Raw genomic sequence first — 13,442 nt, forward strand, 5'->3', positions numbered from 1 at the left:
TTCGTGTAAGCTAGAGCACATTCTGTGTAAAAATTTTGCACCGCAATATAATAACTCCCAATTTTAAAAGAAAAGCCATGAAAAAGATTGAAATTACAAAAAAAACAGTTTTCCTGTTTAAACAGGCTAAAAAAAATGGACAGGTAAAAAGTGAAACTAACACTACCGAACTTCTTACGTGGACTTTCACAAATTAAAAATTCAAACAGTTTTAGTTGGTTGGTTTTAAAGACTGGTTTAGTTATGACGGCCAGTCTTTATTGTATTCTTTAATAGGTAATCATAAAAGGCGTCTTTATAAAAGGTACCTATGGGGACAAGTATATTCTTTGGAAGTTTCACAAGACTCCCTTCCACTTTCTCGATGTAATTTTTCGAAATAATAAAGGAACGATGAATTTGGATAAAATCGTCCGTTTCATCAAAACGTTCCTTTATCTCTTTTAACGTTAGATAGGTCATAATTTCTTCCGAAAGCGTGTGGATTTTAATATAGTTCTTGACACTTTCGACAGCAATTACTTCATCAAATTTGACCCGTACAAAGCGATTCCTTTCCTCGGTTGTTTTAACGTAAAATTCCCTGGTACTCTCCTCCGCATGCGACTTAACATCCTCTTTGATTAATTTACTGATCGTTAAAGCAAATTTAGCAAAGGTAAAAGGCTTTAATAAATAGGCGTCAGCTTCCACCTCAAATGCTTCGAACGCGTATTTAGTATGAGCGGTGGTGAAAATCAACTTATCCGTCTTACTCCGCACCGCCCTGGAAAGATCTAAACCGGATATACGGGGCATATCGATATCCATGAATATAAAATCTACACCATCGCCTTGGCCAATTTCTGTCATTGCCTGAATCGGGTCAACATAACTGTGTAACAGTCTTAATTCAGGCATCTGTTGTATATAATCTGCGATAATCTCTATGGCATCGGGTTCATCGTCGATAACAATACAGGTATGGGTCATGTGAACTTGTTTACTTCAAACTTAACCAAACTTTTCGTCTTTCACAAGACTTAACTATCACCCTTACAAAATGAATTCGATTCGATACCATGCGCATTGAAAGTATTCATATAAATCAAGCGAGTAAAAAAAAGACCGCCCTATCTGAAGGAGGGCAGTCTTTTTTTGGTATACCAGCATTTTATTCGATATACCGACATTATGTTTCCATTACCTGATTAATCCGATGGGTTTTGATCGGAGGTACTTAATGCTTTATTTGCATTGATTTCATCCTGAGGTATAGCGAACAACCATCTGTTCGTGCTGGCTGGCAAATCGAACAAATTAGGATTAAAGTTATTTGCTGTTCCTCCGTTTAGGTTGGCACCGGCGTGATTACCTGGCCCAGTTGGTCTATTCAATCCGTTGCCTAAACGTTTAATATCCAATAATCCGAATCCCTCACCCCAAAGCTCTATCTTTCTCTGAAGCAATATCTCTTGTAAAAGCGCATTACCGCCAAGGTTCGAAGCCGAGTACGATGGATAACGCGTTACTACCAAGCTTTGTAGGGCGTCAATAGCAACTCCATCCTGCCCTAACCTTGCTGCTGCTTCAGCCTTAATCAAATACATTTCCGCTAATCGCATTAACAAATAGTCAGAAGCCCAATTACCCGACTGCCGAAGTTGGAATTTGACCTGCGAATAAATCGGCAGTTCAGCATCAGGGCTTCCCGCAAACATATTTTTACGCACATCTTCTTCCGGAATTTGATCATACAACGCTTTGGTAATTTTCTTCTGTGTACCCAAAGCAGCATACCCTCCGGTCGCCTGACGGTTATCCATATGCGAGTAGAACGATGCGAAGATGGTTGATTGCTCTACGTTCACTTCTAATCCCCACAACCATTCGGCAGAACTCAGCGTATTGAAACCCGCAGCCGTATATTGCCCTTGCGTAAACAAGGATGCATCACTATTTGCAATTGCTTGATCCGCGACTTGAAGCGCCGTATTATAGTCGCCATATTGAAGCGCTACACGCGCATGAATCCCTTGAGCAGTTGCCAGGTTAATATGCGATCGATGAACTCTAGATTTTCCCGCCAATAGACGCTCTGCCTCTGTTAGATCTGCAAAAATTTGGTTATACACCTCTTGTACCGTTCCCCGACCTTTGCCTTCCGTGGTTGGTTCCGTGTAAAGTGGCACTCCGGGGCTGTTCAAATCCGTTTTACAGAAAAAATTAACTAAATAATAATAGGAATGCGCACGCAATGCCAAAGATTGCCCTATAATGTGGTCTTTATCTTCTTGCGTACCTGTTGCATTAGGCACTTGAGCGATAATTCTGTTCACATTGTTAATAATACGATAATAGTAATACCAAGTCCGGTCGGGACGTTGATCCGGCTGTGCATTACTAGCTTGCGCATAGTTGTAGTCGGTGTTAAACCATCCGTATCCCTGGCTATGAACCACCATATCCTCGCCCATCAAGTCGGACACTAAATCATAGGCTTTTTGCCCAAAATTTCCGTGGTTGGTAAGCGAAGAATACATCGTTCTGATCGTTCCGTTCAGTGCAACCATCGCACCATCCGTTGTTTCAAACACGGTCTCCGCATCAACGTTATCGGTTGGGTTCGTTTCTAAATATTCCTTTTTACAGCTTGTCACTAGGAAGATACCAGCGAATGCGACAAGACTGATTCTTTTATATATCTTATTCATCACTTCTATTCAATTGTTTTATAGTCCAACAGTTACACCAAAGGTGAAATTCCGCATTAACGGATAAGTATAGTCAGCAGTTCCCGTAAAGGCTCTCTGCGGGTCCATCCCTTTTCTTGAAGTAAAGATGTGCGCATTGTCGATGTTGGTAAAGACGCGCAAATTAGATAGGCCAAGTTTACTGAGCGTACTTTTTTCAAACGTGTATCCCAAGGTAATATTCTTGATATTCAAATAAGATGCGTCGAATAAGAAACGTGACGAGACAGCATTTCCTGCATTTGCTCCCGCAATTTGGTTATGTAGTCGAGGTACATCGGTCACATCACCCGGATTTTTCCAGGCATTTAAAATATCGGTATGCCAGTGGCTACCATAACTTCCTTGATGCATCAAAGCCGCATAGTTGCTGTCATAAAATTTGCCTCCCAGTTGAAAGGTCAATAAGACTGATAAGTCAAATTGCTTATAACGGAAAGCGTTAGACAAGCCCCCTGTAACATCTGGAATCGCCGATCCATGATAGTAGAAGGTCGCTTGATTAATATTATTGGTAGTCGTTTTACCGACGACTTCTCCTGCCTCGTTAAGCTCATCGCGGTACCATAGCGCATCTCCGTTAGCAGGATCAACCCCCGCATAATCCCTTAACCAAAACTGATACAGGTCTTCGCCTTCCATTAGCTTTTTAGTACCACTGATAATACCATCTGCGCGGTTCTCTTCAGGCAACTTGGTAATCCTGTTTTTGTAATGGCTCAAATTCAGGTCGATCCGCCAATCGAAGTCTTCCGACCGAATAGCATTATAGCCGATCTGCAAATCGATTCCTCGGTTATACATCGTACCGACATTTCTCCAAATGGAACTAATTCCGGTTGAAGTTGGCAAGGGCACTTCAAAGAGAAGGTTGGACGATTCTCTGTTATACCATTCCACCGATCCTTCAATGCGATTATTAAACAATGCAAAGTCCAAACCAACATTGAACGCCTTATTTTTTTCCCAACCTAGATTAGGATTCGGTAAAGTCGAGATAATCGCCCCCGGATAATTCACGTTGTTTAGGCCCAGCTCATACAAGCTCTGCCAACCATAGAAGTTGTCAATATTCGTGTTAGTAGGATTCTCTGGATCCGTTTCGTCTGAACTACGTGTCTGAACAATTCCTTCATTACCTTGCTCTCCGTAACTTCCACGTAATTTAAGCTCGTTCACCCAGTCGACATTTTGCATGAAAGATTCCTGCGAGATACGCCATCCTGCGCCCACCGAATAGAAGTTACCCCATTGTGCATTGCCATAGTCATCGCCGCCAGGATAAAATCTAGATGTACCATCACGCCTAAAGCTCGCAGAAAGTAAGTAACGCTCTTTAAAGCTATAGTTTAACCTACTAAAATAACCCTCGATGCGGTGATACGCTTCATATGACGTTGCGCCTTCCAAAGTCGCTGCCGGTGCCAATTCAGTATTTCCGGGAAAGGGAAAGCCCGAACGCGTTGCGGTAAGGAAATTCCGCTCTAAACGGTAATTTTCATGTCCGGCTAATACATTCAGGTGATGATCAGGTGTAAGCGCCTTATCGTAAGTCAGTACCTGATTAAAGGTGTATGAAAGTTGGCGCAATTGAATCTTTGTTGAACGTCCGGAAACGTTGGCAGCGTCACCAAATTCGGAGTTCTGATAGGTAGTGGTATACCGGTTATAATAGTTTCCGCCTAAAGTCGTCTTAAATGTAAAATCCCTTAGAAAACGAGCTTCTATATAAGTATTGAAGTTCGCATTTCCAATTTTACCTGAGCGGTCGTCAAGAGCGAGCGAACCCACCAAATTTGAGTTACCGGCATAAGGCCGCGCTCCCATCTGCGAGTTTAATCCCCAATCTAATGCTCTTTCACCCGTTACAGGATCAATGACGAATCCACCTTGGTCATCTCTTTGCCAAACCGGATAAATCGGCCCCATAATACGACTGTAATAAAACGGGTTGGTAGTATATGTCCCGTTACCAAGTATATTATCTTGGTAGCCTAAAGATCCGTCCAAATTCAATCCTGCAGATAGCCATTCCTTAATTTTTGAATTGGCGTTCACGCGACCGTTGAAGCGTTCGTAACCAGTATGTCTAACTAAGCCCGGCTCATCCAGATAGCCCATTGAAACATAATAATTTCCTTTTTCCGTTCCTCCGGTAAAACTCAAATTATAGTTTTGACGAAAAGGTGTCGTGAAAAGTTCCTTTTGCCAATCGTCTTGATAAAGAATACTTGCATTCGGATTAAAAGTACCATTAGGCAAAACAACTTGATCATCTGGTTGATCAGTATTATTGTATACCAATCCTTCAATTAAGCTTGCGGACGCTGCACTATTGATTTCGTCTGTAATATTTGCGGGATTGCCTCCTGCTAAGCTGTTGCGGGTAGCGTGCCACATACCTTCATAGTATTGTGGAATACTCACGCGATCGTATTCAGGAATCCCGCGCTTCATAAATCCTGTGCGTGCTGTAAACGTTAATTTAGGTTCCGCCGTACGTCCACGTTTGGTGGTAATCATCACCACACCATTAGCTGCGCGGGCACCATATAGCGCGGTTGCGGCAGCATCTTTGAGAACGGTAGTGCTTTCGATGTCGTCTGTAGCAATAGAGACGTTTGATCCAGAATAAGGAACACCATCGATTACATACAAGGGTGATGAACTTGCATTGACTGATCCAATCCCGCGAATACGGATATCAGCACTTGTTCCAGGGGCTCCGCCACCATTGTTCGCTTGTACACCGGCCACAACGCCCTCGAGCGATCTGGTAAAAGAGGTTACCTGCTGATTTTCAAAGGTTTTAGAAGTAATTGTTGATTCCGAACCTGTAAAGGCCGTTTTACGGATAGCACCATAAGGAACTTGAACGACCACTTCTGCCAACTCTTCAACATCGGCATTGAGTGCAATATTCAATAGGTCTCCGGTACCGATACTTACAACTTGCCTTTGAAAACCTAAATAAAAGGCCGTTAAAGAAGTTGCCCCAGTTGGAACAAGGATTTCGTAATTACCATCCGATCCGGTTTGTGTCGATCGTGTGGTTCCTGCTACAGATACTGTGGCACCAGGTAAAGGTGTTCCATCATTGGCAGAAGTAACTTTTCCCCTAATCCTTCTCTCCTGCGCATATGCCGATCCGATTAATACGGCACATGAGAGGAAGAGACATAGTAGTTTTTGTTTCATGCGTGTGTTTTTTTGATTAAAATTAATTGATTAAAAAATATAAAATGATAGCATTTATATTCGAAACTGAAAATTGGTAAATCCCCTATTCGCCGGGCTTTATGATTAAGGCATATCCTTTCATATAGGCCCGCGTGGTCGTCCAATGAAGAATAAATAAAGGATTGTTTACCATAACAAACTTAGACCCGCGTTAGCGATAGATATAGAAATTACGGCTGTAGGCTAGAGACAATTCACCTGTTAAGAAATCTTCTTAGCTGTCTGATTATCCTAAAAAAGCTGGTGTAAATCTATTTCAATACGCTATACCTCAGGGTTAACATTAAACAATTTTAACAATTTTATCAGCAAAACTAGCATTTTGAAAATATTTCACAATATTTTTTAGCAATTACGTTAAAAAAGGAAACATAGCACCCATGAAAAACTGAATTCCTTAAAAACTTTTTTGGGCAAATCTGAAAGAAGAAAAACTCAAAAAAGAGGCAATATCGTGGTCAGAGGGGATATGGCTAAAAAGCGAAACCGCTCAGCACGGTATGCTATTTCGCTTCAATAAACTAGTAAAAAAGATTTGCCAACGCGTTACTTATACATTAAAACGAAATAAGAATTGTAACAGTTGCTTATCCAATTAATTTCAAGACACACAATATCGCAATTGGGGATGCAACAGTTAGGTCGATCATTTGCTCAGATATCATTCTATTCGTTACCTATTTCGAAACATTTACCAATAGATAAATGATTATACTTCTTCTATGTTAAATGGAAAAACGAGTTTGGTGTAAGAAAACCGGCAATTGGTGTAAACATTTACAGACACCAAACAATTTATAATAGATTCGTACTTTACTAAACAAAATTAATAAAACACATGAAACATTCCTCTACATTCATTATAGGGCTAGCTGTAGTATTAATGGCTAGTTCTTGTAAAAAAAATGAACCGATTAGTGACCAAGCATTAACAGCAAATAAAAAGCTAGCATCAAGTGCTAAGTTACTAGCAGTGCCGGTTCCAACGCCTCCGCTAGATTGGGAAAACATTGCTTTTATGCCGACCCCTCCGAATACAACCCAGATACCAGTTCCTTGGGCGTCTGGAGCCAGTCGGCAAATTACGCCTGAAGTGGTAAATGACTATAAGAAAAGCGACGGGTGGATCTTACTATTTAATACATTTGATACAAATACCATTTCTGATGAATTGTACTTCATTCTGTACAACAAATATAGAGGCCTAATAAAATTGTATTATTATATTCCTAATAATGCAAACTTCATTAATTCAACGAATATTGTGCATAAGCTAGGAATAGAAGGAAATTATCCATCTTCCTCAAACTCCCCTATCATGAAGTTTGCCGCATCAACATTTGTCGATTTTAACCAAAAAGTTAATATGGCATCAATGCTAGAGCAATGGCAAGTAGCAAAAAGTACTTGGTATGCATTTGAATACGAGCTAGCGTACGACCAAAACATGGCAGCTCAAAATTTTTCAACATGTAATTTTATTTGGCCAATATCCTCAAATCAGGTAACTAGCATAACAATTAATGGAACGCAAGACGGGACCGTCAAGGGTAGTATTGCTCTCCCAGGCTACGACCTTACAGTAAGCCCAAGCTTCAGTTCATCTTCAATTGGGGATGGCAATATAGTCATTAAGGGCAATAGCGATGTTGAGAAGATAAAGCCAAATATATCTACTCAGCTTTTTAACAGCTTAAAAGATCTCGTAACGAAGAATATTACAGGCGGAGTTGGCAGTGTCGTTAAGAATTTATTTAGCGGTATTTTCGGTGGCAAGTCGAATTCTTCAGAAGACAACGTTAACTTAAAAATAAAAGCTAACGTTAACCTTAGCGGATCACTAACCGGAAACTTCTTAATAACATCCAAAGCTTTAAGCGTTCCTGGGTACAATCAATCAAATACTACGGGATTTGTTCCTGCCTATAACGAGCCGCTTGGCGTCTTCTATATTTCTAGTAAGCCTAAAATCAAACGAACTGTAACTACTACAAGTAGTAATCAAGCTTATTTAGTACGTCAGACATATACTATAGTTGACAACTCTTACAGCCTAGTTATTAATCCAGCGGTTTCATCTATAGCAAACATCAGCAATATCACGCAAGAAATAGTATTAACTGGTATACCTACCAGCGCGAATGAAATATACGGACAACAAGAAATTATTAACGACAAAACTTACTACACCAGTTTTTCACATAGTGCCCCGTGGTTTTCAAGCATACTACCAAGGCCTAGGCCCGTCGATATTGGTAGTGTCTCTGTCAGAGTTTCGTTCGACGTAATTCCAAAAGATGGCAGCAAAAAGTCCAGAATAGTAAAAACCTTTCTTGCCGATTTGCAGCTATAAACGCTAGAAGAACAGCCTGACCTATATAAAGTTTAGGCTGATTCTATATTTGCAATGCGTACTAATCCGCGTTCAAACGAGGTTCCTGTACTATAAGCGGAAAATTAGGAAACCTTTCCCATTTTGTAGACGTAATAATGAGAGGAGGAATAGAAAAAACTAGCCAACCACGGTAACCTATCGATGGCCTTTGTTCTCAGAACTGAGCACTTTTTAACAACTTGGACTAAGCAAGCAAAATGGTAGCTCGAAAACCGCAAACAAAAACTCCGCTGAACAAGCGAGTAGCTTGTCCAACGGAGTAATGAGCAAAATCGCTCGGATAAAAATATCAAGTCTTATTTATCCCACCATACTGGTTCGTAAACGACAACCGTTCCTGGGAAATTTCCATTTGTATTCACTTCATTGCTAGGATAGATCAGTCTGAGCGGCATGCGATCGCCGCCAATCACTGACGCCGCTGATCTAACAAGAAAACTTGGGTAGCCTGTACGACGCCATTCCGTCCAAGCTTCAAAACCTTGAAATCCACACATTGCAAAATACTTTTGCGTGATTATTGCTTTAATTTGCCCCTCCATATCGGCGGGAAGCTGTGCATCTGCGCCGTTTGCAATATAGGTATCAGCCTCGCCCGCTAGGTTTACAGCGCTGAAGCTTTCCCTGATGCCTTGCTCAAATAAAGCCCTCGTGTCGCCAGAGGCCCATCCCCTTGCCACAGCCTCAGCCTGCAGGAAGTAACTTTCCGCGGCCGAAATAACCTTCACGGGTGCAGTTGCAGAAGCGGGATTATTTGCATGCCCTCCTACAAGTGCTGATGGAGGAGAAACTTGTTTTCCACTATTCGAACTATAACTTCCTTGCGGAATATAAGCGATGGTATCTTGACCGCTGAGAGGGCTGTAAAATGCAAACCGTCTTGCATCCCCGTTTCTCACAAACGCTGTCACAGCCGTACCACTCGCTACTAAGTTTTGTGTATAGCCTAAGTTGACCATCTCATTATACAAAGGGTTTTCGTTACCACCGGTTGTCGAGTAAGCAATAGATGCATCTTCTTCAAGAAATGTTGGATTACTGGCGTATAACGCTTCAATACCCGCTCTAGCTTTTTCTGCGTCTACTTGAGACAAGCGGAGATAGGCCTTTAACTTCAAGGTATTACCAAAAGCTTGCCATTTGCTTATGTCTCCTTGAAAGATCATATCTTGGCTACCAGGCGCTGCAGCGTTTCCTACGGCCAATAAAGCTTGGCCCTGGTCGATATACATAAATATACTGTCGTAAACGGTTTGTTGACTTTCGTACCGGGGGCTGCCATACTCGTTACCTCTCAATGCCTCACTCAACGGTATATCGCCAAAAGCATCTGTTGCCACCTGAAAAGTATATGCCTTTAACAAATAGGCGATACCTCTAAAGTGATCATTTGAGCTTTCTTGATTATTAATCATGATCTGCGCATTATTTAGCGCATTGCGGTAAATTGTTAACCACACGCGATCCGTTGCGCTATTTGTCTGGTTGTATTGATCGATAGCGCGGTATTGTGAAGATGAGGGATTTTGAGTCCAGTATTGGGCCCACATTCCTCCGTATACCTGAAAGGCATTACCTACAACTTGCCCTATGGACGCTTCTACTGTTGGCAACAACAAACTTGGCTCGGCAGTGTCTGGATTATTTGGATTTTCATTGACATCCAAAAAGTCTTTACAGCCGTTCAAACCTAAACTAGCAATCACAGCGAGTGCTAATAGGCCTTTTATATTAAATCTAAATTTCTTTTTCATTGTTAATTCGCTTTAGAAGGAAACTTTTACGTTAATACCATAATTTCTCAACGACGGTTGTGCAGTAAAATCGAATCCCTGAGTATTACCAGATCCAGCGGAGTTAATCTCTGGGTCCGCAAATTGATTTTCTTTAGGCGTCCAGATAAAGAGGTTGTTGCCGTAGAGGCCCACCGTCAAAGCGCCAAAAGGACTATTTTTCAACTGATCTTTTGTAAATTGATAAGAAAGCGTCAGGTTTCTTAATTTCACGAACGAGCCATCAAGCACGCTGACACCACTGGCCATTGCAGGATAGTAATCTTGTTTGTTATAAGTAACATCGGTATTGACGACGCTATTGCCGTTTTCGTCTAGATACACCGAATTCGGAAAAATAACATCAACACGATCACCGCCTGTTTCAGCAGATGTTCCAACGAATCCTAGAATATCCTTGGTTCTCGAAAAGAACATTCCTCCATGTTTTGTATCAAACAAAGCGTTAAGAGACCAGTTTTTATAACGAATATTGGTTCCTAAAGACGCTTGGTATTTCGGATTGTAGCTACCTAAATATTGCGCTTCGGCCGTATTTACCGGAAGGCCAGATTCTGCGTCAACGATAGTTCGTCCCTGATCGTCCGTAGCATTGGTCACCGCATAAAATTCACCGTATGAACGGCCCTTCGCGGCAACAATCGACATACCGCTAAAACCACCTAAAGTCACTTGATCAATGCCTTCCATCAGCTCAACGACCTTATTGTTATTTTTCGTATAGGTTCCGAACAGCTCCCAGGTAAACCCGCCCGCCGTGCGGATCGGTGTTCCTCGCAAAGCTAATTCAACCCCTCTGTTTTGAACTTCTCCTGCGTTGACAACGCTGAAGCCATATCCCGTCGAGTTTGGAATCGGAATACTTAAGATTTGATTTCTCGAGTTGTTATCATAATAAGAGAAATCAAGCGACATGCGGTTGTTGAAAAGTCCCAATTCTGCACCAACTTCAAAAGACCTAGTAATTTCAGGTTTTAGGTTAGCATTGCCTATTGTGGTACCAGACATCAAAGCAGCGACATTTCCAAAAGGAAAAGTAGTGCTACCAAAACTACCCGCAATAGTACCTCTGGAAAAAGTCGTAAGCAATTGATACGGATCCGTATCGTTACCTACCTTCGCCCAGCTTGACCGAAGTTTACCATAGCTGATGATGTTTCTGATATTCGACTCCTGATCAAATAGCTCGCTGAAGACGAATGAGCCACTAACACTCGGATAGAAAAAGGAATTATTGCCTTGTGGTAATGTTGAAGACCAGTCGTTTCTCGCTGTAGCCTCTAAGTAAAGAAAGTTTTTGTATGACAAGTTTAAATCGGCATAAACGCCTACAAGCCTTCTTTTACTCATATAATCTCTAATGATGTTTACCGGTCCGTTACTGTTGGATAAATTATACCAACCCGGTACCACTAAGCCGCCGCTTTCGTTCGTCGCTGTTTCGCTATCGGACGTATAGCGTTGCCTAATATTATTACCAACCATTAATGATGCACTGAAGTCGTCATTAAAATCATGGGTTGCAGTCACCATCAAATCATGAACAATTTCATTGACATTATATTGATCGATCTGATATTTTCCGTTGTTGTTTTGCAAATTGGCAGAAGCTGAGTAATTACCCGTTGTATTATCTGCAGGAATAAAGGAGTATTTTGGTGCTTGAAAACGCCTTCTATCGGTGTAGTTGTCCACACCAATGCGCTCTTTTATATCCAGCCAGCTAACAGGCTTATATCCCACGTTTACATTTCCAGTGATCCTGTTCACTTCGTTATAATTCTTAAAGTTCTCCAGAACCCAATATGGATTTAGCGTGTAAGCCCCATAATAACCATATTTATCATCTTGTGGCACGCCATTTTCATCCACGTAGCCATAGCCATAATATTTGTTATTTAAGTCCTTTAAATCTGTCAAAGGAATATCGCGCGGTGTCTGTAAAACGTTATTGTATACAGAGAAGTCGTCCTGGCCACCGCCTATGGTATTAGTGTTAATCCTATTGTAGTTTACCGAAATACCAGCATAAAACTTATTGCTAAATTCAGTCGTACCATTGAAGCGTACACCGTATTTGTTGTAAGTATCTTCACTTCCGGGATAAACGTTGTTGAAGTTCGTTGAATTTAGTCCGAGATAAAAGCTGGTTTTCTCACCACCTCCCGAAAAACTCAGGTTGTTGTCAGAGGTAAAGCCGTTTTTGAAGAAATCTTTTACATTATTTTCAACAGCGGAATATGGCTTCGTCAAACGTACACCGTCCACTGCCTGTCCCCATTCCTGCTCCACTCCTGTAAATGGTGCACCCCAGCTCCAGTTCTCCTTTGGGTCATTGGTATAAGTCGGATTCCCGTTCTCATCGTAGTCGTAATTAAAATAACCTTGTCCGTATTCATTTTGAAAATCAGGAAGCTTCAGAATGGACGACAAGGAATTGGTTGTTGTTAATGTGATTTCGGTCTTATCCGCACCTTTCTTTCCACTCTTCGTTGTAATAATCAATGCCCCATTTGACGCACGCGAACCATACAATGCCGCGGCAGCCGGACCTTTTAGAACAGTAATTGATGCAATGTCGTTGGGATTAATATCGTTACCTCTGTTTCCAAAGTCGACGCTGGACAAGCTTGATCCGCCGCCGATGACACTGCTGTTATCAATAGGTATCCCGTCAACAACGATAAGCGCTTGGTTATTTCCTGCAATAGAAGACCCTCCACGCAGAACAATGCGCGACGAACTACCCGGTGCATTGGCTGTAGTTGTAATATTTGCTCCAGCTACTTTTCCCACGAGCGCGTTCAAGGGACTTGTACTTCTACCTTCAACCAATTCCTCGTTGTTGATAGTCGGCGCAGAATATCCCAAAGTCCTTTTCTCTCTTACAATTGCATTAGCCGTAACGACCACTTCGCTTAGCTCAGAGGCTGACTCTTCCAATATTACGTTAATGGTAGTTTGAGATCCGATTTCAACGGTCTGGGGATTATAACCAATGTACCGGAAAACGAGGGTGGTTGCATTCGCTGGTACGGTTACGGAATAATTACCATTAGCGTCCGTTTGCGTTCCAGAGCTAGTGCCTGTAACGAGAACGGAGACGCCCGGAAAAGGCACGCCATCGCTGGAAGTGACTTTTCCGCTAACTCTTCTCTCCTGCGCATGCGCAATTCCTAATAGGAAGACGGAATACAGAAGAAAACTTAGTAGTTTCTGTTTCATGTGTGTTTGATTTTAGTTTAATATATATAAAAAGGGAATTTAAGCAACTGCGTAAGA

The 13,442-nt window shown here is 41.7% G+C and carries 6 protein-coding genes; 1 reads left to right on the forward strand and 5 read right to left on the reverse strand.

Features of this window, described 5'->3' with window-relative positions; all coding sequences use genetic code 11:
* Positions 1–237 precede the first annotated feature (237 nt).
* The 3 genes from EPX21_RS20240 to EPX21_RS20250 all read right to left on the reverse strand — a co-directional run bounded on the left by EPX21_RS20240 (position 238) and on the right by EPX21_RS20250 (position 5,930).
* Positions 238–972 (reverse strand): LytTR family DNA-binding domain-containing protein, encoded by a 735-nt coding sequence (locus tag EPX21_RS20240; RefSeq protein ID WP_134091476.1) that lies wholly within the window; start codon positions 970–972, stop codon positions 238–240.
* Positions 973–1,190: 218 nt separating this feature from the next.
* Positions 1,191–2,693, reverse strand: a complete 1,503-nt coding sequence (locus EPX21_RS20245; RefSeq protein ID WP_134091477.1) for a RagB/SusD family nutrient uptake outer membrane protein — start codon at positions 2,691–2,693, stop codon at positions 1,191–1,193.
* Positions 2,694–2,711: 18 nt separating this feature from the next.
* Complete coding sequence (locus tag EPX21_RS20250) at positions 2,712–5,930, reverse strand: TonB-dependent receptor (RefSeq protein ID WP_134091478.1); 3,219 nt, start codon at positions 5,928–5,930, stop codon at positions 2,712–2,714.
* An 880-nt stretch (positions 5,931–6,810) separates the two neighbouring features.
* Between EPX21_RS20250 and EPX21_RS20255 the strand changes: the two genes are divergently transcribed.
* On the forward strand, positions 6,811–8,325 hold the full coding sequence (locus EPX21_RS20255) for a hypothetical protein (RefSeq protein WP_134091479.1): 1,515 nt from the start codon (positions 6,811–6,813) through the stop codon (positions 8,323–8,325).
* Positions 8,326–8,663: 338 nt separating this feature from the next.
* Here the strand turns inward: EPX21_RS20255 and EPX21_RS20260 are convergent, their stop codons facing one another.
* Positions 8,664–10,121 (reverse strand): SusD/RagB family nutrient-binding outer membrane lipoprotein, encoded by a 1,458-nt coding sequence (locus EPX21_RS20260; RefSeq protein WP_134091480.1) that lies wholly within the window; start codon positions 10,119–10,121, stop codon positions 8,664–8,666.
* A gap of 12 nt (positions 10,122–10,133) precedes the next feature.
* On the reverse strand, positions 10,134–13,385 hold the full coding sequence (locus EPX21_RS20265) for a SusC/RagA family TonB-linked outer membrane protein (protein ID WP_134091481.1): 3,252 nt from the start codon (positions 13,383–13,385) through the stop codon (positions 10,134–10,136).
* Between the last annotated feature and the right edge of the window lie 57 nt (positions 13,386–13,442).

This window comes from Olivibacter sp. XZL3, assembly GCF_004368405.1.
Lineage (GTDB): Bacteria > Bacteroidota > Bacteroidia > Sphingobacteriales > Sphingobacteriaceae > Olivibacter.